This is a genomic window from Microbacterium sp. LWS13-1.2 (assembly GCF_040144835.1).
In the GTDB taxonomy this organism is placed as follows: Bacteria; Actinomycetota; Actinomycetes; order Actinomycetales; family Microbacteriaceae; genus Microbacterium.
This window is the reverse complement of record NZ_CP151632.1, coordinates 167290-189717: the sequence shown is the minus strand read 5'-3', so window position 1 is coordinate 189717 and position 22428 is coordinate 167290. Positions and strand designations below refer to the sequence as shown.

Sequence of the window (22428 nt, the reverse complement as noted above, 5' to 3'; positions counted from 1 at the left end):
CGATCTGTGACAGCGGGGTCAGTCGACGCGCCAACGACTGAGCTTGTCGGGGTTCACGACGAGCCATGCCTGCACGACGAGACGCCTGCGCACACGGATACCCAGGACCCCGGTCACCACCCGGCTACGGCACACGACGAGTCCGGGCACCCCGTTCACCGACGCGATGCGCAGCGACACCTCGGGGCCGAGCAGCACACCGGACAGGTACCGGGTGACCTCCCGCGCACCGCGAAGCGCCGCCGGCGGTGCGGCCACGACTCCGCCGCCGTCGACGGTCAACTCGACGCCGGCGTGCATCATTCGTCGCAGCTCACACGGGTCGCCCGTCGCTGCGGCCGCAACGAGCGCGTGCGCGACGCGATCGTGCTGCACGGCGCTCGCCCTCGAACCCCGCGGGAAGACGTGCAGCCACGACGCGCGACGTGGGCTGGTCACGCCCCGACCTGGGCGACGTGCCCGAGCTTGTCCGGGCTCATCACCCAGTGGATCTGACGGATGCCGTCCGCCGACGCCGTGATCATCGCCACGGTGGTGACGACCCCGTCCTCGGAGATCGTCGCCGCGGGCTGTCCGTTGAGATGGACCCAGTCGACGGTCTTGCCGATCCAGAAGTGGCTCGAGAACGCGGCGACGAACTTCGCGACGCGGCTGCGGCCGGCCACCGGAATGCGGGCCGCCAGCTTGACGCCGTTGCCGTCGGTGGTGCTCACGACATCCTCGGCGAACAGCCGCTCGAGGCCCGTCACGTCACCCTTCTGCGCAGCGACCAGGAACGCCTCGAGCAGGCGCCGCTGCTCGGCGGCGGCGACCTCCGCCTTGCGGGCCGACGCGAGGTGCTTGCGAGCACGGCTGACGAGCTGACGGGCACTCGCGACGGTGGCGCCGATGACATCGGCGATTCGCTCGTACGGGTAGTCGAGCGCCTCCCGCAGGATGTACGCGGCGCGTTCGGTCGGCGAGAGCTTCTCGAGCACGAGGAGGATGGCGAACTGCAGCGCTTCGCCGCGTTCGGCGCCGAGAGCCGGGTCGTCGTCGGTGTTGACAGGCTCCGGCAGCCACGGCCCGATGTACGTCTCACGACGCGCGTGTGCGGACTGGGTTGCATTGATCGAGAGCCGCGTCGCGACCGTCGCGAGGAACGCGGCGGGCTCGCGGATGTCGGCACGATCCGCGTTCTGCCACCGGATCCAGGTCTCTTGAACGATGTCCTCGGCGTCGGCCACCGTGCCGAGCATGCGGTACGCGATGCCGAAGATGCGGCGCCGGTGCTGGTCGAAGACGGCGACCGCCTGCACGATGTCGTCGATCTGCTCGCCGGTCTCCGACGTCTGTTCGGTCATGCCCGCCGCTCCTCTCGCCGCGCTCAGCGTACGCCCGCAGCGGCCGGCAGAAGGAGGTCGTCGCCCGCGTGCGGAGCCACCTGCCAGTCGTGGAATCGGGTCGACGCGATGGTCGCTTCGTGGCCGGGCAGCAGCTCCCAGCGATCGAGCTGCGCACCGAAGTACGTCGCGAGCGGGTCGGCGACGACCTCTCGCTCATCGCGGCGGAACCGCAGCTCGCGCTCGGCGAGGTAGCCGAGCTCGAACACCTCGGGGCCGGCATGCTCCGTGACCCCACAGGTCGGACGAGCGAGGGCGGCACGCGCGACCGCCGCGGCGACATCGTCGGCCGCCATCGGCTGGATGAGTGCGTCGGCGACGTGTGCGATGCCGCTGCGGGTGGCGGCATCCGTGATGCTGCGGATGAACTCGAAGAACTGCGTCGCGTGCACGATCGTGAACGGACGGCCCGAGGCCGTCAGGAGACGCTCCTGCTCGGCCTTGGCCTGGAAGTACCCGCCTTCCGAGCGGGCGAGGCGGTCGGTTCCGACGACCGACAGGACGACATGGTGCCGTACCCCGGCGGCATCGCCGTAGGTGAGAAGGTTCAGGGTCGATCCGTTGAAGAACTCGCGGGCACCCGCCTCATCGGTGTAGGACGAGTTCGACACGTCGACGATGGTCTCGACTCCGGCGAGCGCGTCGGCCAGACCCTCCCCCGTGAACGAGTTCACGCCGACCGCCCGTGCGACGACGACGACGTCGTGCCCGGTCGCCCGCAGTCCGGCCACGACCCGTGAGCCGATCAGCCCGGTTCCCCCGATGACAGCGATCCTCATGTCGAACCCTCTCTGTTCATCGCGCGCGGGAAGCGCACGTCTCCAGCTGAGACCGGACGCCGTCGCGATCTGTGACACGTTTCCCTGTTTCGTCGCATTTCGCTTCCGGCGGTCACAACTGCCCGCCGCGGCCGGTCTTGGCTGACAACATCCCTCGTCCACCCTCGAAAGGAACAGACATGTCCGAGCAGGAGCCCACCATCGTCCTCGTCCACGGCGCGTTCGCCGAGTCATCCTCGTGGAACGGCGTCATCGCCCAGCTGCAGCAGCACGACGTCCGCGCGGTGGCCGTCGCGAACCCGCTGCGCAGCCTGGCCGGCGACGCCGCCTACGTGCGTGATGTGCTGGCGTCGATCGACGGCCCGATCGTCCTCGTCGGCCACTCGTACGCCGGGCTCGTCATCACGGAGGCGGCGGCGGGCAACGCCGCTGTCGTCGGCCTCGTCTACGTCGGGGCGTTCGTGCCCGAGACCGGCCAGAGCGCGTTCGACCTGTCGAACAGCGCGCCCGGCAGCACCCTCGGCGACGCGCTCGCCGCGTACCCGGTCTCGAGCGGTGGCAACGAGTTCGTCATCCGTCCGGAGCTCTTCCACCACCAGTTCGCCGCCGACGTCTCCACCGAGGTCGCCGCGCTGATGGCCGCCACGCAGCGCCCGGTCACGCAGGCCGCGCTGTCGGAGGGTCTGCCGACCGAGCACCCGGCGTGGCGCGACATCCCGTCGTGGCATGTCTTCGGCGAGCTGGACCTCAACATTCCGGTGGCCGTGCACCGAGCCGGTGCCGAGCGCGCCGCATCACGAGGCACCCACGAGATCGCCGGTGCCTCGCACGCCATCTCGGTGTCGGAGCCCGCTGCGGTCGCCGCGACGATCGCCGAGGCGGCCAAGGCCTACGTGGCGAGCCTCACCGCGGCAGCGTGACAGACCCGCGGCGCCCCGGACGACGGTCCGGTCTCCGGGGCGCCGCCCCACTCGAGAGGCAACCCATGCTCACCGCATTCCGCACGCCGCTGCGCACCATCGACGCCGGCGAGCTCACCGTCGCCTACATCGACGCCGGTGATCCCGCTGCCGAGCCGGTCGTGCTGCTCCACGGCTTCCCGTACGACATCCACAGCTACGTGGACGTCGTGCCGCTGCTGACGGATGCCGGCTACCGCGTCCTCGTCCCGTCGCTTCGCGGGCACGGGCCCACGGCGTTCCGCGAGGCACGCACCATCCGCTCCGGGCAGCAGGCGGCTCTCGGAGCCGACCTGCTCGCATTCATCGACGCCCTCCAGCTGGAGCAGCCCATCCTCGCGGGCTACGACTGGGGCGCCCGCGCCGCCTGCGTCGTCGCCGCGCTCTGGCCCGAGCGTGTGGGAGGGCTGGTGTCGGTCAACGGCTATCTGATCCAGGACATCTCGGCAGCCGGCATCCCGCTCGCGCCCGGTCTGGAGGCCGGATTCTGGTACTTCTGGTACTTCGCGACCGAGCGCGGCCGCGCCGGCCTGTCACAGGACCCGCGGGGGATCGCCGACGTCATCTGGCGCCGCAACTCCCCCGCCTGGACGTTCGACGACGCCCACCTGGCTCGCGCCGCCGCAGCGTTCGACAATCCCGACTACGTCGACGTGGTCATCCACTCGTACCGACACCGGCTCGGCCTCGAACCCGGTGCACCTCAGCACGTCGACGTCGAGCGGCGCCTCGCCGCGCTGCCGCCGATCACCGTGCCGACAATCACGCTCGACGGCACCGCCGACGGCAACTTCCCCGCGACCGACGGATCGCAGCACGACCGGTTCTTCACCGGCCCGCGCCAGCATCGACAGATTCCGGATGCCGGACACCACCTGCCCGCCGAAGCGCCGCACGCCTTCGCCGAGGCCATCCTCGATGTCGCCGAGCCGCCGGGCGACGGCGCCGGAACCCCCTGAACCGCGCGGCACTCCGGCCGTTTCTCAGTTCCGACTTCGCCGTCGGCGGGAGTGCGGCCGACGACGGCGCGGCGGGGGTTCTACGCTCGGGGCATGCGGTGCGTCGCCTTCATGCGGAACGTCAATCAGGGTCAGCGTGGCCATCCCTCGACGAGCGACATCGTGGCGGGGTTCGCCGACGCCGGATGCCCCGGCGTCCAGACCTTCCAGAGCAACGGCACCATCCTGTTCGACTCCGACGAGCCGGCGTCGGTGGTCGAACAGGCGGCGGACGCGGTCGCGGCGCGGTCGGGCCATGCGCGGGAGATTCTCTGGATCCCGCTGTCCGAACTGGGAGCGGTCGTCGACGAGCACGGCGGCACGCCGGAACCGCGCCGATTCGAGTTCACGCTGCACAGCGGCACCCGCATCGACCCGCACGATGCACGCGTGGCGAGCCTCGCGGCGGAGTATCGCTGCTCCATCGTCGACGCCGGGCAGCGGTGGGCTCTCGTCCGCAACGAGGTCGAGGGCGAAGGCCACGCGACCCCCGTGCTCGAGAACCTCACCGGAAAGCGGGCGACTTCTCGAGGGCTGCCGACGCTGATCCGGCTGGTTGCCCGCTTCGGTTCGTGAGGCCCCGTCGCACGGCACGGCATCCCGTTGCGCCGTCCTAGGCGGTCGGTCCGTCGTGCGCAACCCGGTGTCGGCGCCGGCCTCGCGCACCTAGGCTCGCGTCACATGAGCGAGAACGTCCGCGACTACGACATCGTCCTGCTCGGTGCCACGGGTTTCGTCGGCAGGTTCGTGGCGCGGCACCTGGCAGGATCGGCGCCCGATGGCGTGCGGGTCGCACTCGCCGGCCGATCGCGCTCCCGCCTGGAAGACGTTCGCCGTGAACTGGGCGTCGACTGGCCGATCATCGAGGTGGACACGACGGACGAGACCGCGGTCGCTCGGCTGGCAGCGTCGACATCCGTCGTCGCGACGACGGTCGGACCCTACCTGCGCTACGGCACGGAGGTCGCCGCCGCATGCGCTCGGGCGGGCACCTCGTACGCGGACCTGTCGGGCGAGAGCATCTTCGTCGCGCGCAGCATCCAGCGCAACCACGACGTCGCGCAGAAGAGCGGCGCGAGGATCGTCCATTCGTGCGGCTTCGACTCGATCCCCTCCGACCTCGGCGTCGGCCTCGCCCATGCAGCCGTCGGCGGTGTGCCGATCGTCGCTGCCACGCTGCGGGTGCGGTCGCTGCGCGGCGGCATCAGCGGCGGGACGATCGACTCGCTTCGTCAGCAGATGAGAGAGGCGAAGACGGATGCCTCCGTCCGGCGCCTCATCGCGAACCCCTACGCCCTCACCCCCGGTCCGACCGTCCGCCTGCCGGGTCACGCAGGCAACGGGTGGGGCAAGGAACGCGGCACGTGGCAGGCGCCGTTCGTCATGGGCGCCTACAACCAGCAGATCGTCCAGCGCAGCAACTACCTGACGGGCTGGAGCTACGGCCAGCTCATGCGGTATCGCGAAGTCGTGACGACGGGTCGTGGCGTCGCCGGCTTTGCTGCGGCGGGGGCGCTCGTTCTCGGGACGGCGGCGTTCGTGGGCGCCATGTCGTTCGCGCCGACCCGGGCGATCCTCGATCGCGTGCTTCCGGCACCGGGCACCGGTCCGGGTGGGAATGCCGTCGAGCAGGGCCGCTTCGCCCTCGATGTCGACGTCTACCCCGTCGAAGGCGAGCCGGTGCGCGCCCGCGTCGCGGCCCCGTTTGATCCCGGCTACGGCGGGACCGGCATCATGCTGGCAGAGGCGGCGCTCAGCCTCGCGCTCGACGAACTCCCGGATCGCGCCGGCGTGCTGACGCCGATGGTCGCCATGGGCGAGAGGCTGGCGGATCGGTTGCGGGCTCACCGATTCACGCTGGATGTCGCCCCGCTGAGCTGATCCCGGCGGGCACCCGGCCCCAGGCAAGAGATCGCTCGGGGGTGCGCGGGCCGGTGAGGCGACGGTCTTCCGCCTCGAGCACCCGCGTCAGCCCGCGGAAGTCCCGCAGCAGGATCCGCCTGAGGACGAAGGTCGGCAGCAGAGCCACCAGACGCAACCAGCCCGCGACGTCGCCCGCGTAGTCGGCGAGAACGCGCGTGCCTTCGCCTTCTGGCACGCACACGTACTCGACCCGCGAGTTCCACGGCGACGTGGAGTGCCAGACCACGCGGTGTTCGGGCTCGATGACCTCGAGCACGTCGGCGAAGCGCACCTTGAAGGGACCGAGGATGCGATCGACCGCCCACCAGCGGCTCCCTATCTCCGGCAGTCCCTCGCCGATCCGCTGTCGGAACTCCACTGCCGGTGCGAACTCCGGCCAGCGCGCCGGATCGGCAAGGTACGGAAACACCCGCGCGGGAGGATGAGAGAGCCGCACGTCCAGGCTCACGCGCCGCCACATGGTCGTCACACCATCTCGGGCACCGGGCGGTCGGGATACAGCTCCCGCATCGCCTGCTCGTACTTGCGCTTCATCAGCAGGAGATACAGAAGCCGGATCGGCGCGGGGATGTTCTCCCGCATCCACTCCTCGCGCTCGCCCTCCGGCACGCTCGCGATCAGCAGCCCGACCTGCAGCGCCATGACGTCCTTGCCGAGCTCCTTGCGGTGGGCGGACAGCGTCTCGCGCGTGTGCTTCTCCATCCAATCCCACTCCTGCTGCGACATCACGGCCCCGGCGACCGGCATGATGTCGTCCTCCTCCTGCTGGAGATGCGCCCCCAGAGTGTCGCGCAGCGTCTCGATGTCACCAGCGAACGCGTCCCGAAGACCGGGATCGGCGGTGGCGACCCAGGGCGCCAGCTGCGGCTCGATGCGGGCGAGCTGCGCGGCGACCTCGGCGTGCTGGGCGCGCATCTGGTCGACATGCAGCGTGCACCCCGGATCCCGCGTCGTGAGCCGGTCCCACAACGCGATGTCCTCGGTCTCGTGATGCATGTGCAGCGCGTAGAAATCGAGATGCGCGTACCGGCCGACGATCGCCGCACGTTCGACATCCCCGGCATCCACCTCGCGGATCAGCAGCGGCAGCTCTCGATAGAGCCAGCGCAGGATGCGGTGCACGAGGATCAGGCCCGACGTGTCACAGCCCGCGTGCTGCCCCTCAGGCAACGCTCCTGACGACGGCAGTTTGGCAGCCATGTCGTACCCCCAGTTGTCCCCCGCCGACGCCGGGGCTCGCCAGCAACGAGGGGCGCAGACAGCCGCACGATACACCCGCCGGCGGCCCAGCACATCACCCCGAGGCGATCGCATGCGGCATCCGGCCCGACGGGCTTATCAGGCGCTGGCTCGGTGACAGATGTCATCGTGAGGTCGTGACACCAGGCCGAGGCACGGGGACACGGCCAGGGCAAGGCTGGTGACATGAACGAGATGCACCTCACCCATCCGGCCCCGCCCCGCGCAGCGGCCGGTGCGCACGACCACGTCGCTGCCGTCGAGCTGACGAGACTGACGAAGTCGTACGCGGCCGTGCGGGCGGTAGACGAACTCACCCTGCGCGTCGAGCGCGGTGAGATCGTCGCCCTCCTCGGCCCCAACGGCGCCGGCAAATCCACCACGACCGAGCTGATCCTCGGTTTGGCGAGACCCGACGCCGGATCCGCCACGGTCTTCGGCCGCGACCCGATCGCTGCGGTTCGTTCGGGTCATGTCGGGGCGATGCTCCAGGCCGGCGCGCTGCTCGCCGACACCCGGGTGATCGACGTCCTCGAGCTGATGTCCGGTCTGCACGCCCAGCCGCTCGCCGTGGGCGAGGTCGTCGATCGGGCCGACCTCGGCGGATTTCTCAAGACGCGGACGGACCGGCTCTCCGGCGGCCAGGCTCAGCGACTGCGCTACGCGCTGGCACTGCTGCCCGACCCCGACCTGCTGATCCTCGACGAGCCCACCGTCGGGATGGATGTCGAAGCACGCCGCAACTTCTGGCGTTCGATGCGCGAGTTCGCCGACGCCGGGCGGACGGTCCTGTTCACCACCCACTACCTCGACGAAGCCGACGACTTCGCTCACCACATCGTCGTGCTCGCCGAGGGCCGGGTCGTGGCCGAGGGGACAGGTGACCAGATCCGGTCGCGCGTCGCCGGGCGCACCATCACGCTCGCCGCCGCCGGTATCGACTCGGCTGTCCTGCGCGCGCTGCCCGGCGTCGTGGCGATCGTGCGGGTCGGCGCCCGTTGGCACCTGCACACCACGGACTCGGATCGCACCCTGCGCGCCCTCCGCGATCATCGTGCCCGCGACCTCGAGGTCACCGCCGCCACGCTCGAGGATGCCTTCCTCTCGCTCACCACCCTCCCCGACGCCACGCAAGGAGCACTCTCATGACCACTCTCACCGACCAGCGCCCGACGCCCCGATCGGGTGGGCTGCCACCGGCACTGCACTACGCGGTGCATAGTGCGCTGCTCACAGCGAAGAACGTCAGCTTCGTGGTTTTCACCGTCATCATGCCGGTCACGCTGTATCTCGTGTTCTCCGCCATCTACGGCGGCGAGTCCGACGCCGGGCTCGCCTCGGCGATGATCATGGTCTCGATGGCCGCATACGGCAGCCTCGGCGCCGCGATGAGCGGGGGCGCCCAGCTCGCGCTCGAGCGTCGGTCCGGCTGGTTCCGGCAGCTGATGATCACGAGCGTCCCGCCACGGTTCTTCCTGTGGGCGCGTGCGGCCGTGACCATGCTCCTCGTCCTTCCGGCGCTGCTGCTCGTCTTCGTGGCCGGCGCATTGCTCGGCGGGGTCACCGCCACCGCTGGCCAGTGTCTTGCTTCGCTGGGCCTGATCTGGATCGGTCTCCTGCCGATGACGGTGCTCGGCATGGTCGTCGGGGTGTGGGTCAAGGCGGAGGCGGTCCAGGGCGTGACGACCATGCTGCTCCTCGCCCTTTCGCTGCTCGGCGGCCTGTGGTTCCCGGTGGACACCATGCCGCCGGTCATGGAGGCGGTGGCGCCCGCCCTGCCCACCTACTGGCTGGGTGAGCTCGGCCGCTTCCCCTTCCTGCCGAACGCGGAGTTCCCCTGGGGAGCGATCTGGGTGCTGCTGGCATGGTCGATCGTCCTGACAGTCCTCGGTGCACTCGGCTATCGTCGAGCCGCGGCCACCAGCAAGCGCTGAGCACGAGGAGGCGCCATGGCTCGATCGGTCCTCAACGGCCTGTTCCAGCCCGCGCCCTTCGGGCCGGGCGACGATCCCGATGCCGCACCGTGGGCGCTCCCCGGCGGGCCGACCGACCTGCCGTATCGCTGGCATCGGGTGCGGCCGAACCTGTTCCTGACCTACCTGGCCGGCATCGTCTTCCTGGTCTTCGCGATCCCGACCATCTCCGACGGCGTGGATCCGGTCGGGCTCGTCCTGCGGACCAGCTATCTGGTCGTCTTCGCCGTGGCCTACGTCGGCGCGGCGTGGACGGCCGACGCCCCGCTCTGGCTCCGTTGGTCCTACGTCGCCGGCTTCACCGGCTTCGTAGTCATCGGGGCGCTGCTGTGGGGGTGGGAGTTCGCCAGCTTCGGGGCATACCCCGCTATCTTGATGGCCAGCCTCATCCCGTGGCACCAGGCCCGCTTCGCCCTGATCGGCTGGGCGCTCGCTCTCAGCCTGGCCGGGCTGCTCGGCCAGCTGTGGATGCCGGTCCTCATCGCCGCGCTCTCAATCGGCGTGGGGCTCGGGATCGCAGGCTGGATGGAGAGCAGCCGGGTCAGGCGCATGCTGGAGCGCAGCCAGGCCAGGGTGGAGCTGCTCACGGTGGCCGCCGAACGCGCCCGTATCAGCCGTGACCTGCACGACATCCTCGGCCACTCCCTCACCGCCATCACGATCAAGTCGTCGCTGGCGGCCCGCCTCGCCGACACGGAGCCCGCCGCGGCGAAGGAGGAGATGGCCGCCGTCGAGGCGATCGCCCGCCAGGCTCTCAGCGACGTCCGCGCCACCGTGTCGGGAATGGCCGAGATCCGGCTCGCCACCGAGATCGCCAGCGCGCGCTCGGTGCTGCTGGCGGCGGGCATCGAAGCCCGAACGCCGGTGGCGCTGCCGACGTTGTCCGATGCGGTCAGCGAGCTGTTCGGGTTCGTGGTCCGCGAGTCCGTCACCAACGTCGTCAGGCACGCGGAGGCCACGTGGTGCATCATCGACGTCGACGAGCACAGCGTCGAAGTGCGCGACGACGGGGTCGGGCCGGGTAAGGGCCGGTCAGGGCACGGGCTGACCGGACTCGCCGAACGCGTCGCCGCCGCCGGCGGCGTGTTCGAGATAGCGGCCGTCCCCGGCGGCGGTACGTCCGTACGCGCCGACTTCGCCCCAACGCCCCAGCCGAACCGGAGGGTGCCATGATCAGGGTGCTCATCGCCGACGACCAGGCGATCATCGCCGAGGCCCTCGCCGCGCTGCTGCGCACCGAGCGCGACCTGGAGGTCGTCGCTCTGGCCAACAGCGCGCCCGAAGCGGTACGCCGAGCCGCCGAAGTCGATCCCGACGTCGTACTCATGGACGTGCAGATGCCCGGTGCAGCCGACTGCAAGGACGGCATCGACGCCACCGCGGCGATCGTGGCCGCCGACCCCGCGGCGAAGGTCATCGTCTTGACGACCTTCGGCAGGCCCGGGTATCTGCGGCGCGCCATGGAGGCCGGCGCCGTCGGCTTCATGGTGAAGGACGCCTCGGCCGACCGGCTGGTGGATGCCATCCGGCGGGTCTCCGCGGGACTGCGAGTGGTCGATCCGACGCTGGCCGCTGCCAGCCTAAGCATCGGAGCTTCCCCGCTCACCGAGAGGGAGACTGAGGTCCTCGCAGCCGCCGCCGGGGGCGGGTCATCGGCCGCGATCGCGGCGGCGACGTTCCTCAGTGAGGGCACCGTGCGCAACCACCTGTCGGCGGCCATCGGCAAGCTCGGTGCGGGCTCGCGGGCAGAAGCCGTCCGGATCGCGACCGACAACGGCTGGCTGTGAACCCAGCGCCGTTGTCGAAGGAGGAGCAGTTGCGGGCGAAGGTCACCTCACCGCGGCGACCGCCGCGTGAATCGCGTCGAGCGTGGCCTGGGGGTGCGAGATCATCGAGACGTGCGAGGCCTCGACCTCGGTCACGGTGGAGCCCGCTCGCGCAGTCATCCGGCGCTTCGTCTCGATAGGGATGACCTTGTCTTCCGTGCCGAGCACCGCCCAGCTCGGGATCGACTTCCAGGCCGCGGGGCCCGAGGGCGTGACATTGGCGACGATGGATGCCGGACGCTGGGTCGCCACGATGAGCCACCGGTCGCGCTCCGGCAGGTCCTGTGCGAACGAGGCGTGAACAACGTCGGGCTTTAGCCAGGCATCCGCTGCGCCCTCGGGCGCGCCGGGGTATCCCGCAAGGTCGAGCACCGTCGTCGGGTCGGCCACGGCGAGCGCCGACCCGGATCCCTCCAGAATCCCCAGGACCGTCTCCCCCTCGTCGGGGATGAACGCGTCGACGTAGACCAGCGCGCGGACATCGCCGGCTACTCCTGCGTTCGTGATGACGGCCCCACCATAGGAGTGACCGACGAGCACGACAGGACCTGATGTGCGCTGCGCGAGGAATGAGGCCACGTAGGCGGAGTCGCTCGCGAGCCCGCGGAGTTCGTTGGGTGGAGCGAATACCGTGTAACCCTCGGACTGAAGCGTGGGGATGACGGCGTTCCAACTCGAGGAGTCGGCCCAGGCGCCGTGGACGAGAACGATGGTCGGGGTGCTCTCTGGCATTGCGGCTTCCAATCACGCGGCGCCGCAACGGCGGGCGACGCTTCCGACGGGTGGGAGTGCGCCCAGACGCCCGACGCAATGGTCACAATAGGGCCGCGACGACCGCACCACTAGGGCTGAGCGGAGATCCCGGGCCGTCGAGCGATCCGGCGCATGTGGCCGCGATCACGCCGTCGGCACGCCAGGCTCAACCGCGGCCCGACCTTGCCGCGGTGATGATTCGCGCCAGTGCCCAGCCAGCGGCAGACACGAGTGGCACACTCACGATGATGAGGGCGACCGGATTCGGCAGGAACCTGGCCCCGTTCGGAGCACTCACATACGCGCCGATAGGCAGGTTCTGGCTGACGAGGCGCTGCCGGCTGCGCGACCGAACCTCGCTGCGAGGCGCTCGAACGCCAGCTTCAGCTCGTCGCCCTCGATCACCTCGATGTCGGCACCGAGTTGCGCCATCCGCAGTGCGAGCGCGTCGGGGTCATCCGAACCCAGCTCGACCCGGCACGTGGACTCGTCGACCACCTCGACGTCGACCGGGATGCGAAGCGCCGCGACGACCGTGGCGGCCGGAGCGTGGACCAATACCCGCGCGCGGTAGCGCCAGCTGGCCTGGACGATGCGCCTGACGACGTGCTGGACCAGATCCTCCTCCGCGATCATGCGTGGACGGAATCGCACGCCCGTCGGCGGGTGCGGAACGATGCGATCGACCCGGAACACCCGCCAGTCGTTGCGCTCGAGGTCCCACGCGAACAGATACCAGACCGGTCCCCAGCTCACGAGCCGTTGCGGCTCGGTGTGGCGCGCCCTTTCGTTGCCGCCGTGCGTGGTGTAGCCGAATCGGAGCCGTTCGTGCCCGCGGATGGCGGAGGCGACCGCGCTCAGCACCGAGAGGTCGAGTCGCGGTTCCGTTCCCGGGATGACGCTGGTCGCCTCCCGGACTGCGTCGACGCGTCGACGCAGGCGTGAGGGCATCACCTGCTCGAGCTTGGCGAGCGCGGTCAACGATGTCTCTTCGACGCCGAGCCTCCAGGTCGCAACCGCACCCAGTCCCACCGCGACCGCGACGGCCTCGTCGTCGTCGAGCAGCAACGGCGGCATCGCGGTCCCGGCGGCCAGCCGATACCCGCCGGCGACGCCGGGACGAGCATCCACGGGATATCCGAGCGATCGCAGCTTTCCGATGTCGGAACGCACCGTTCGCGTGCTCACCTCGAGCCGGGCGGCGAGCTCCGAGCTCGTCCAGTCGCGCTTGAGCTGGAGCAGCGACAGCACTTCGAGCAGGCGAGCCGATGTCTCCAGCATGTCCTCGATCATTCCGGAGATTGCGGAAGCTAACCTGCCGCATCGCTTGGAATCGTCGAAGTCATGAACAACCTCACCGCGCTCACACCGTTCCGTATCGAGATCCCGCAGCACGACCTCGACGACCTGCACGACCGACTCGCGCGCACGCGCTGGCCCGTCCCCACGCCGGGCCGCGGCGAACGCGACGACTTCAGCCGCGGCATCCCGTTGGCATATCTGAAGGAGCTCGCCGACTACTGGCGTGATGGATTCGACTGGAGAGCGCAGGAGGCGAAGCTCAACGAGTACGAACAGTTCACGACCGTCTTCGAGGGCCAGACGTTCCACGTCGTGCACGTGCGATCAGCGAACCCGGGGGCCACTCCGCTGATGCTCAACCACGGCTGGCCGGGCTCGTTCGTCGAATACCAGCGGCTCATCCCGCTGCTGACGAACGCGTTCCATGTGGTCATCCCGTCGCCGCCCGGATTCGGTTTCTCGACTCCGCTGTCGGCGAGCGGCTGGGAACTGGCACGGACGACGGATGCCTACGCCGAGGTCATGACACGGCTCGGCTACGAGAGGTTCGCGGTGCATGGCACCGATATCGGGTCCGGCATCGCCGGCCGCCTTGCGGCTCTCTACCCCGAGCGCATCATCGGCATGCACCTCGGCGTAGATCGTGCCGTGCTCGGGTTGGTCGGCGTCAAGTTCCCCTCCCCGGAAGGCCTGTCCGACGACGAGGCCGGCCAGCTCGAGGCGCTGAAACTGGAGAGCGCGGCTGAACGCGGCTACCTCGAGATGCACAACCACCGACCCGACACGATCGGCCCGGCGCTCACCGATTCGCCCGTCGGTCTCCTCGCTTGGATCGGCGAGAAGTTCGAGACCAGGACCCCCGGTGGCCACCGGGGACCCGTCGTCGATCGCGACCAACTCCTCACCAACATCGGCCTGTACTGGTTCACGCGCAGCGGCGCGTCGAGCGCGCAGTTCTACTACGAGGCCGAGCATTCCGAGCTCGCAATCACGATGGCCGCCGGAGTGCCGTCCGGATGGGTGGTCTTCGACACGCATCCGCTCATCCGCCGCGCTATGGACCCCTGGAACGCGGTCGGCCACTGGACCGACCACGCCGATGGCGGCCACTTCCCGGCGATGGAAGAGCCCCAACTGCTTGCAGACGACATCCGCGGCTTCCTCCACGGGATGTCGTGATTCCAAGACACGGCCGGCGGACTGCGAGGGCCCGCCGGCCCGACCTTGACCGTTTGCCAGGCGCGGTCTTCACCCTCCGACGACGACCGCCACGTCCTCAGGTTGCCGCCAGGGCCATGTCGCCTTTTGCGGCATGCGATTGACGGCGCGCACTTGCGGGTGCATGCTCAGCGCAACTGGGAAATGGGGTCCCGTATGTTGATCCGCATCCTCGCCGCCGAAGGCGACCCGTCACCGAGTTCCACGCCGGGCGACCCCGCCACGGGCGCGGTGGACGTGGCGCTGTCGAACTACTACCTCGCCATCGGCCTGCTGCTCGGCGCCATCGTCGTGATCGTCCTCGCGCTGGTCTTCGCCTGGCTCTACCACCGCGACGCGCTCCGAACCATCGAGAAGCTCGCCACCACCCCGGGCGCTCCGCCAGTCGCCATTGACTCGGGCGCTGCGGTGGAGAGAGGCATCCATGTCGGGCCCGCCATCATCGGCAGCAATGTGGCCCACAAGGACACGGCGGTGATGTTCACGGTCGAGGACCTCGCCGACGGCGCCACCGTCTCATGGGACGTGCAAGGGGCGACCATCGAAGAGATCGACGGCGGCCGGACCATCCTCGCCACGTTCGCCGAGGACGGTACGTACAAGGTCCGTGCGACGGTGACCGACGCTGGCGGGACGGAAACCGAACTCGAGCCCAAGCAAGTGACAATCCAGCCGCCCGTCGCGGCGTCGGCGCCCGCGCCGGCGCTCGTGATCCCCTTCGTCGTGAAGAACTGGGGCCGGCTGGTCATCGTGCTCTTCGGCGTCGGAGTGATCTCGGCCCTCATGGCCACCAAGATCCTCGACGCAGCCGCGGGCGTCGGCATCCTGGGAACCCTGCTGGGTGCCGGCGCCGTCTCCGCGACAACCGGCGGAACCGCTGACACTCCCGCGCAACGCCCCGCCGACACGGCCGGCACGCCGGCCGGGGGCGACCGAAGGTGACGCACGCCGATCGATGATCAGCGTGCAGCGCTCGCGCGGGTGACCCCGTCTGCTTGTTCCGACAGGACACAGTCGGGACTGCGGACACCCCTGGCCGCTGCGGCGCAATCCGCGGTAGAACGGGCTCATGGATTCCCCGCTCGTGTTGGGGCCGATGCTGCGCTACGTCGATGAGACGTCGGCCAGCATCTGGGTGGAGACGCAAGCCGACTGCCTGGTGAGCGTCCACGCCGAAGGCCGATCGTGGCAAGCCCGCAGCTTCGCCGTGCACGGCCACCATTTCGCCCTCGTCGAAGTCGACAGGCTCGAGCCCGGCAGCGTCTCGCCATACGGGATCGAGATCGACGGGGTTTCGGTGTGGCCGGACGCACGCTCCGACTATCCAGCATCGGTTATCGCGACACGCATGCCTGGGCAACGGTCGCGGATCGCCTACGGATCATGCCGTACCAGCGTCTCCCACGACCGGTCAGGCAATCGAACTCATGGCGTCGACTCAATGCGCGCTTTCGCACTCGCGGTGGCCGACGGCCGCGAGGTCCGACCGGATCTGCTGCTCTTCCTCGGCGATCAGGTGTACGCCGACTCGACTACGAAGGAGATGCAGGAATTCATCCGCGGCCGCCGCGACATTCATGACGAACCGGGCAAAGAGCTCAAAGACTTCGAAGAGTACGCCCACCTCTACCGATTGGCATGGTCGGATGACGCGAATCGGTGGCTGCTCTCCTGTGTGCCGAGCGCGATGATCTTCGATGACCACGACATCCGCGACGACTGGAACGCCTCGCTCGATTGGAAGAGGAAAATGGAAGCCACCACGTGGTGGCACGAACGCATCGTCGCCGGCCTGGCGTCGTACTGGGTGTACCAGCACCTCGGCAACTTGTCCCCCCGCGAACGTGCCACTGACGAGATGTGGCAGCAGGTCAGTGGGAGCCCCGACGCCGGCTCCTCCGACCTCAGTGCCGCGTTGGACGAGTTCGCCGACCGCTGCGACAAGGATCCCAACAGCTACCGCTGGAGCTACTCCCGAGACTTCGATGGAACGCGTCTGATCGTCCTGGATTCACGCGCCGCGAGAGATCTCACGCCGTCGGCTCGGGGGCTGCTGAACGGTCAGGAGCTCGCGTGGTTCGACGACCATATGCAGGGCGGATTCCGCGACGTCCTGATCGCGACCTCGCTCCCGTTCCTCTTGCCGTTGGGCTTGCACCATGTCGAGGCGTGGGATGAGGCGATCGCACAGGGCGCATGGGGCCGACTGGCCGCGTGGGTCGGGGAACGACTGCGGCGGGCCTTCGACCTGGAACACTGGGCGGCGTTCCAGAACAGCTTTCAGGCGGTTGCCGGGATCGCGACGGAGCTGGCAGACGGCGCCCGCGGTCCGTCGCCGCGGACGGTGATGTTCCTGTCCGGTGATGTGCACTTCTCGTACCTGGCCGAGGTCGAGCGCCAGACAGGCAGCCGCATCGTGCAGGCGGTGTGCTCACCGGTGCGGAACCCCTTGCCCCGCTTCCTGCGTTGGTTCTCCGTGTTGATGTCGTACGGCGCAGCGACGCCGCTGGGTGCCGCAGCCGCGTATTCTGCGAAGGTTCCCGACCCGCCCTTCCGCTGGAAGACAGTGAAGGGTCCGTGGTTCGACAACAACCTCGCGCTGCTGCAGGACGCGCCCGATGGACTCACCGCGACCTGGCACAAGGGTGTGGTCGAGGACGGAGACGACTTGCATCCTCGTCTCGAAGAGGTGGCATCCATCACGGTGCCGACGAAGAGAGACTCCGAAGTGTCGTCCTGAGCGAACGACTCTTCGCCGCCCTGCTTGCGTCCCAGAATCCCCCCTGATGCCGAGGTCAGGCCTTGTCGGGGTTGGCGACCTGGGTGCGGAGGGCGCCCTGCGCGGCTCCCGATCCTGCACGTCCACCGCCGTAGCCCCGCAGCACGAACGCCATGCCGACCGCGATGACGGCGCCGATGATGGGACCGGCGACGTAGATCCAGTAGCCGGTGAAGTCCAAGGACGCGAGGTCGGGCCCGAACGTGCGCGCGGGGTTCATCGACGCGCCCGAGATCGGGCTGCCCCACAGGCCCGCGAGGGCGATGTACGCGCCGACTCCCACAGCGCCGATGATGCCGATGTTCTGCGCCCCCGACGCGGTGCCGAGGATGACGCTGACGAGTCCGAACGTCAGGACCACTTCCATCGTGAGGGCGGACCAGTCCGAGTAGCCGTCGGCAGGGTAGTTGGAGCCGTACGAGGACGACACTCCGATGACGGCGGAGAGGAACCACGACGCGACGGCCGCGCCCGCCAGCTGCACCAGGATGTAGCCGGGCACCCGACTCCACGGGAAGTCTCCACGCAACGAGAACGCCAGCGTGACGGCCGGGTTGAGATGCGCGCCGGAGACCTTGCCCATGAACAGGATGATCGCCAGCACCATCAGTCCTGGAGCGACGACCGCCGCGCCTCGGTCGATGGTGTCGGGGAACGCCTGCCCCATCATGCCGGCGCCGGCGGCGACCAGCACGAGAAAGAAAGTGCCGACGAACTCAGAGACGAGGCGCCGCCATTCCTGCCTGCGGTCCTGGAAGTCGTTCATCGGTTGAACGACCTCGATCTCGAACCACCGCTCGAAACGGCCCCGGGTTGCTGCCTGCGAATCTTGCGTCATTTCGAGCTCCTTCGGTCAGATCAAACGGCGACGGGCGATGTTGGACGCCGGGAGCCATCGAGACCACCCGGTGGCGGGTCGCGTGGCCGCGCTGTCCCGTTTGTACGGCGACGAGATCGCGCACCGGGTCGCCGTGGATGATGCGCCGCTGGGTCGCCGGTGCGGTCTGCAACACGACGGCGCGTGGCCCACCCCGCGCGGGCGGGAGGGGGCCGGTTCGCCGACGGGCGCACTCGTCACGGTGTGAATGCGGCGATCAGCGAACCCATGGACTTCACCCTTCGCGTGTGAAGAAACTGCGTCGAGACAGCCAGTCGGCTCAGCTGAGCAGATGTCTGAAGATATTGGCTGGCTTTCTAACGCGTCAAGAGCGTCTCCGAGGATGCGACGTCTGCCCCTTTCAGGCGATTCCGCGAAAAGTCGCGGAGTCTCAAGTTCGCATCGTTCGCTGGCTTCTCAGCCAACCGAGAATCCCCAGAATTTCGAGGATTTCGACGACTCGAGTCACCCTCAACCACCCTGGTGCCGTTCGTCGACAACTGCATGTGCCGGCACTTCGACAAGACGCACCGGCCCCGCTGGTATCGGCCGCTCGAGGTCGGTCCCCGGCGCTCCTCTGTCCGCGAGGTGACTCGTGGGAAGCATCACTGCGTACGAGATCGAAGCCGGACGGCGGTATCGCGTCCGCTGGCGTGATGACCAGCAGAAGCAGGTGGATAAGAAGGGTTTCCGGACCAGGAAAGAAGCCGAGCTCTCCCTCGCGCACACCGAGGTCTCGCGGTCGAACGGCTCGTATACCGGTCCGGGCGAGGCACGCATCACCGTCGGCGCGCTTTGCTCGACACGTACGCCGACCTGGTCGACGACGACCTCGCCGACGTCGCCGAGCGGATGAATCAGAGCGGGTCGAACGCCGATGTCGGCCGCCTCTGGGAGAGCTGACTGGGCGTTTCGTCTCGCTTCGCTCGCTCAACGACCGACTGGGACCCGCGCTCGGGCGCCGAAGCCAGATCGACGACTAGCGGCTTTCGGACACGCATTTCAACGTATATGCGCCAGAAGTTTGTGGGCGATTCGGTGTGGAGCCAGCCCGCAGACAACGAACGAAGGCCTCGACTCTCGCGTAATTACGCGGAAGTCGAGGCCTTCGTTCAGTGACAACGGCTGTGGAGATGGGGGGAATCGAAACCTGCCCGCGCGGAATCACGACGACCCATCTCGATCCGTAATCCGCGAGATTACGCGGATTATCCGCCGCCCCGGGTCCGTCTCAGGCCGTCTCGATAAGTCTCGGTCTGGACCGAGTGTGGGCAAATTATGGGCAAGCCGACAGTCCACGGCCTTGCTCCGACATCAGGCGTCCAGTGGTCGGGAGCGGCGGAGTGCCCGGAGCGAGCGGTTGCTAAGCGCAGCTCGGAGCGTCAGCGGAGAGCGGAGTCTGCAAATAGCGAGCGCAGGGAACGCAGGCGTGCCCGGCCACTACGATCTCGCTGTCGGAGAATGGCACAACACGCATCCTCCGCGACGCGATTCGAACTCTCCTTTTCGGGCGAATGGGGCGTTTCGCCGCTTAATCCGGGGTTCTCGGAGCGGCCCGGGTCGGCCGGCCGGCGTTCTCGTGCATTGAAATGCACAGCGTGTCGGCGGTGATTGTGCCTTAACTGTGCCGCGAGCGCAGCTCTGAAGGTTGGTGCGTCGATGGGAGGCCATACGATCTCGCCATGAGGAAGCGGCCACGGACTGTTAGGCGCTCTGAGCACGAATTCGACGTGTTGCTGAACTTCAAGACCATCACCTGCGCTCGCTGTGGGGGTGAGCGAATCATGTCCGTCGCATGTCCAGACTGCGGCGCTGTTGCGCCAAGCGGGGAGGTTGACTCCAATGTTGTACGTCGTCGCCAAGGACTTGCCCGCGTCAAGCTGAAGCGGGTCGAAGCCGAGGGGGATGTGCACGCGCGCCCGGATTCGAATGGCTTGTCGGAACTTCTTCGGGAAATGCTTGCAGCCTTGGGTGCATTCTCGCGGGCTCCGCTGTCAGAGGAGACGATCACTCGTCTTGCTCGTGCTTTGGCTGCGATAGACGTCACCCAGAAGGAGCTCGCGGTTCGCGCTGGCCGCCGCCCGGGGATCGGATTGACTCGCGCGCGCGAGGAATCCGTCGCCCGGCTCGATTCGGTTTGGCAAGAGTACGAGGAAGCGCTCGTCGCACCCACCCCAGCTCAAGCGCAGGCAGCGGCGAAGCGAGCACAGGCTCTGATGAATACCGCGGCGGATCCCATCGTTGCGGCAGGACGCCTCGAACGGGCCGCGTCGATCCTTGAGGACGAATCTCAGACAGTGCCGGTTCGAGTGCTCAACGTTCTTGAGGAGCGATTCCCCGACACGCCATTCCTCGAAGTGCTATCCACCGGTCGTGCCTATGCCAGCAATCAGCTGGGTATCGCAGTAGGTCCGAACTCTGGCTTGTCGTACCTCCTGCTGGAGTCGATTGCCGCACGAAGCCTCAATCCCGATCGATTTCGCGAGAAGCTTCGGATCTGTGCCGCCGGCGCTCATAGGCCCGAGAGGCTCACCACGATCGCGAGCATGGACGGTGCCGTACAAGCTTTGTCTGAGACGCACCGGTTGGTTATGGAAGCGGCTATCGCCTACGGCGCTGCAATCGCGAAAGATGGCGACGATCGATCGGTGGTTCGGCGCACCGGTCGGCTGATGAGCGAGATGTATGAGTCGGGTGGCGCGGCATTCGGTTGGTACCGCCTGCTCGAGCGAGAGGTCTCGGCCGTCGATGCCTTTGCGCGCCAGCAGGAGGAGGATGTCACGGCCGTAGTTGCCAAACTCCAGAATGGACCTCTTTCTGCTGTCTTCGCCGATGCCGAGCGCTTCCTCAGAAATGCGCCGAATCACGGACGATCATTCGACTTCGATCCGGACTCGCAGCGTGTGTTGATCCGCCTTCGGAGCCATCCAGAGACTGCGATTGAGTTGGACGACTACGTCGACCGCGCGTTCGCGTTCCTGGAGACGCTTCTTGCGAGCATCTGGGGGCTGGAGAACGCGCTTGAACTGGCCTGCATCGAGGTCAGCTTGAGTGAGGCGGACGCGCTCTACCTCGGCTTCTCTCCCCTTGCGCTCGCTGCTGCCACGCTGCCGCGACTTACTGAAATGACAGTCGAACGCTTCCGCGCTGATGGCGACACGTGGTACTTCGATGTCACCACCGCCCAGCCGGATCTCCTCGTTCCCGCAATATCGATAGCTTCGATTCCTCGGGTTGACGCTAAGGAAATCGTGCTTCGTGTGGCAAACGAACCGGAGCTGACAGTAAGCCTCTCCAGCTGGCGTGAGTTAGGTGTCGGAGACGACCCGAACGGCAAGATGATGTCGCTGCTGCGCGTCAAGTGGACGAGCTCGCTCGAGGGAGAGCCGGTGCTCACGGAAACTGATGTGCAGTTCTTGCTCTTGGCGCTCGGTAAGGGCGCCCTGGAGGGAGACATGTCCACGGTTCGCCATCTTCGACAGATTCGATCGTGGTCTGCTGATCGAGGGTGGGTGCGCGAAGCGGAACTTAGCACGCGACTGATTGCGGCTACGCGCGGTATCGGAGTTGAGTCCCTGCGCGATGAGTTGGTCACGATGGCTGCCCACGCGCAGGTGCCCAAGATGCCGGTCGCCCGAGCGATCCGAGTTCTGGTCGATCTGTAGACGTCCCGGCTTATGCGGATGGCCGCGATCCTGTCCGCTTCATGAGGGCTTGTCGGCTCAGCCGCGTGCGCGCACTCAGCGAGTTCCAACTCTCACCTGCCCATCGCATCGCCGCGACCAACTCGTCCCGCTCGTGCAGGAGTCTTGCCTCATCGCGATGGAGGCGCTCCAGTTCCCGCGACACTGCGCTCAGTCGGTCCAGGGCGCGGCGAGGACTGCCCCAGCGCCGGAGAACTTGCTGCCCTTTCAATGCCCGCACTTCATCTTCACCGCGGGCGACGGCCGCGCGGTGCCGCGCGTCGGCGGCGCGTGTTTCCGCAGCTTGGCGCTTGGCAGTTCGACGTCCGCGGACCATGTAACGAGGTTGTCACGCGTGCCCAGTGTTCTCAAGGCATCCGAGCGTGTCACTGAATAGTGCCTGCGTGCATTGCCTCTTGGTCCTCGGTCCTCGGTCTCGTCTTCGTCTTCGTCGTCTTCGTCGTCGACGTCGACGACGAAGACGACGAAGACTGCTGCATGAGTAGGTGACACATGACCGCGCTTGGCAGCTGGGTACCTCAGCCGCACCCCTCCCACCCAGTCCGCCACGTCCCGCGTACGCGCGTTGCCCGGATAGGGATCGGCACCGACCACGAACGCCGAGCCAAAGGGCGGCCGAGCTCCGCCATGTCCGGGCGATGTATTACGCGGCGGTCGCCATTCGTCGCAGAAACGTAGATTTCAGTCACCTGACCGGGCCTCGTCGAACGGTCACG

Annotated in this window: 21 protein-coding genes and 1 pseudogene; 13 read left to right on the top strand and 9 right to left on the bottom strand. The window is 68.1% G+C overall.

What is annotated here, in order from left to right:
* Window positions 1–18: 18 nt before the first annotated feature.
* Genes MRBLWS13_RS00875 through MRBLWS13_RS00865 form a run of 3 tightly spaced genes read right to left on the bottom strand, consistent with a single transcriptional unit; the run spans window position 19 to window position 2161 of the window.
* On the bottom strand, window positions 19–438 hold the full coding sequence (locus MRBLWS13_RS00875; RefSeq protein WP_349427213.1) for a hypothetical protein: 420 nt from the start codon (window positions 436–438) through the stop codon (window positions 19–21).
* Window positions 435–1343 (bottom strand): RNA polymerase sigma-70 factor, encoded by a 909-nt coding sequence (locus MRBLWS13_RS00870; RefSeq protein ID WP_349427211.1) that lies wholly within the window; start codon window positions 1341–1343, stop codon window positions 435–437. The genes MRBLWS13_RS00875 and MRBLWS13_RS00870 overlap by 4 nt, the downstream gene beginning before the upstream one ends.
* 23 nt (window positions 1344–1366) lie before the next feature.
* Window positions 1367–2161, bottom strand: a complete 795-nt coding sequence (locus tag MRBLWS13_RS00865; protein WP_349427210.1) for an NAD(P)H-binding protein — start codon at window positions 2159–2161, stop codon at window positions 1367–1369.
* A 179-nt stretch (window positions 2162–2340) separates the two neighbouring features.
* Between MRBLWS13_RS00865 and MRBLWS13_RS00860 the strand changes: the two genes are divergently transcribed.
* The 4 genes from MRBLWS13_RS00860 to MRBLWS13_RS00845 all read left to right on the top strand — a co-directional run bounded on the left by MRBLWS13_RS00860 (window position 2341) and on the right by MRBLWS13_RS00845 (window position 5999).
* Window positions 2341–3081 (top strand): alpha/beta hydrolase, encoded by a 741-nt coding sequence (locus MRBLWS13_RS00860; protein WP_349427209.1) that lies wholly within the window; start codon window positions 2341–2343, stop codon window positions 3079–3081.
* 65 nt (window positions 3082–3146) lie between these two features.
* Entirely contained in the window at window positions 3147–4079 is a 933-nt protein-coding gene (locus MRBLWS13_RS00855; protein ID WP_349427208.1) for an alpha/beta hydrolase, read from the top strand.
* 93 nt (window positions 4080–4172) lie between these two features.
* Entirely contained in the window at window positions 4173–4694 is a 522-nt protein-coding gene (locus MRBLWS13_RS00850) for a DUF1697 domain-containing protein (protein ID WP_349427207.1), read from the top strand.
* Between the two features lie 105 nt (window positions 4695–4799).
* Window positions 4800–5999 (top strand): saccharopine dehydrogenase NADP-binding domain-containing protein, encoded by a 1200-nt coding sequence (locus tag MRBLWS13_RS00845; RefSeq protein WP_349427206.1) that lies wholly within the window; start codon window positions 4800–4802, stop codon window positions 5997–5999.
* Here the strand turns inward: MRBLWS13_RS00845 and MRBLWS13_RS00840 are convergent.
* The gene (locus MRBLWS13_RS00840; RefSeq protein ID WP_349427205.1) at window positions 5971–6450 is read right to left on the bottom strand and encodes an SRPBCC family protein; all 480 of its coding nucleotides are present in this window, start codon (window positions 6448–6450) and stop codon (window positions 5971–5973) included. The two genes, MRBLWS13_RS00845 and MRBLWS13_RS00840, sit on opposite strands and share 29 nt — an antisense overlap.
* 56 nt (window positions 6451–6506) lie before the next feature.
* Window positions 6507–7241: a hemerythrin domain-containing protein gene (locus MRBLWS13_RS00835; RefSeq protein ID WP_349427203.1), complete on the bottom strand. Its 735-nt coding sequence runs from the start codon at window positions 7239–7241 to the stop codon at window positions 6507–6509.
* 225 nt (window positions 7242–7466) lie between these two features.
* On the opposite strand from MRBLWS13_RS00835, the gene MRBLWS13_RS00830 reads away from it, so the two are divergent.
* Genes MRBLWS13_RS00830 through MRBLWS13_RS00815 form a run of 4 tightly spaced genes read left to right on the top strand, consistent with a single transcriptional unit; the run spans window position 7467 to window position 11040 of the window.
* Entirely contained in the window at window positions 7467–8429 is a 963-nt protein-coding gene (locus MRBLWS13_RS00830) for an ABC transporter ATP-binding protein (protein WP_349427202.1), read from the top strand.
* Window positions 8426–9214, top strand: a complete 789-nt coding sequence (locus MRBLWS13_RS00825) for an ABC transporter permease (RefSeq protein ID WP_349427201.1) — start codon at window positions 8426–8428, stop codon at window positions 9212–9214. Before MRBLWS13_RS00830 ends, MRBLWS13_RS00825 begins: the two co-directional genes overlap by 4 nt.
* Window positions 9215–9229: 15 nt before the next feature.
* Window positions 9230–10426 carry a sensor histidine kinase gene (locus tag MRBLWS13_RS00820; RefSeq protein ID WP_349427200.1) on the top strand — a complete coding sequence of 399 codons (1197 nt, stop codon included), beginning with the start codon at window positions 9230–9232 and terminating at the stop codon, window positions 10424–10426.
* Complete coding sequence (locus tag MRBLWS13_RS00815) at window positions 10423–11040, top strand: response regulator transcription factor (protein WP_349427199.1); 618 nt, start codon at window positions 10423–10425, stop codon at window positions 11038–11040. Before MRBLWS13_RS00820 ends, MRBLWS13_RS00815 begins: the two co-directional genes overlap by 4 nt.
* Window positions 11041–11082: 42 nt before the next feature.
* Here MRBLWS13_RS00815 and MRBLWS13_RS00810 read toward each other — a convergent pair whose 3' ends face one another.
* Together MRBLWS13_RS00810 and MRBLWS13_RS00805 are read right to left on the bottom strand one after the other, a co-directional pair.
* Entirely contained in the window at window positions 11083–11811 is a 729-nt protein-coding gene (locus MRBLWS13_RS00810) for an alpha/beta hydrolase (protein ID WP_349427198.1), read from the bottom strand.
* Window positions 11812–12126: 315 nt separating this feature from the next.
* Window positions 12127–13245, bottom strand: a complete 1119-nt coding sequence (locus MRBLWS13_RS00805) for a YafY family protein (protein WP_349427197.1) — start codon at window positions 13243–13245, stop codon at window positions 12127–12129.
* Here MRBLWS13_RS00805 and MRBLWS13_RS00800 point away from each other — a divergent pair.
* The 3 genes from MRBLWS13_RS00800 to MRBLWS13_RS00790 all read left to right on the top strand — a co-directional run bounded on the left by MRBLWS13_RS00800 (window position 13177) and on the right by MRBLWS13_RS00790 (window position 17092).
* Window positions 13177–14313 (top strand): epoxide hydrolase family protein, encoded by a 1137-nt coding sequence (locus MRBLWS13_RS00800; protein WP_349427196.1) that lies wholly within the window; start codon window positions 13177–13179, stop codon window positions 14311–14313. The genes MRBLWS13_RS00805 and MRBLWS13_RS00800 overlap by 69 nt on opposite strands.
* 195 nt (window positions 14314–14508) lie before the next feature.
* Window positions 14509–15294, top strand: a complete 786-nt coding sequence (locus MRBLWS13_RS00795; RefSeq protein ID WP_349427195.1) for a PKD domain-containing protein — start codon at window positions 14509–14511, stop codon at window positions 15292–15294.
* Window positions 15295–15421: 127 nt separating this feature from the next.
* Window positions 15422–17092, top strand: a complete 1671-nt coding sequence (locus tag MRBLWS13_RS00790) for an alkaline phosphatase D family protein (RefSeq protein WP_349427194.1) — start codon at window positions 15422–15424, stop codon at window positions 17090–17092.
* A 55-nt stretch (window positions 17093–17147) separates the two neighbouring features.
* Here the strand turns inward: MRBLWS13_RS00790 and MRBLWS13_RS00785 are convergent, their stop codons facing one another.
* Entirely contained in the window at window positions 17148–17969 is an 822-nt protein-coding gene (locus MRBLWS13_RS00785) for an aquaporin (RefSeq protein ID WP_349427193.1), read from the bottom strand.
* Between the two features lie 634 nt (window positions 17970–18603).
* Here MRBLWS13_RS00785 and MRBLWS13_RS00780 point away from each other — a divergent pair.
* A pseudogene (locus tag MRBLWS13_RS00780) lies at window positions 18604–18717 on the top strand (site-specific integrase); the annotation flags it as partial.
* Between the two features lie 1021 nt (window positions 18718–19738).
* The gene (locus tag MRBLWS13_RS00775; RefSeq protein ID WP_349427192.1) at window positions 19739–21673 is read left to right on the top strand and encodes a hypothetical protein; all 1935 of its coding nucleotides are present in this window, start codon (window positions 19739–19741) and stop codon (window positions 21671–21673) included.
* Window positions 21674–21919: 246 nt separating this feature from the next.
* Here the strand turns inward: MRBLWS13_RS00775 and MRBLWS13_RS00770 are convergent, their stop codons facing one another.
* A complete protein-coding gene (locus MRBLWS13_RS00770; RefSeq protein ID WP_349427190.1) occupies window positions 21920–22261 on the bottom strand; it encodes a hypothetical protein in 342 nt (113 codons plus the stop codon).
* Window positions 22262–22428 lie beyond the last annotated feature (167 nt).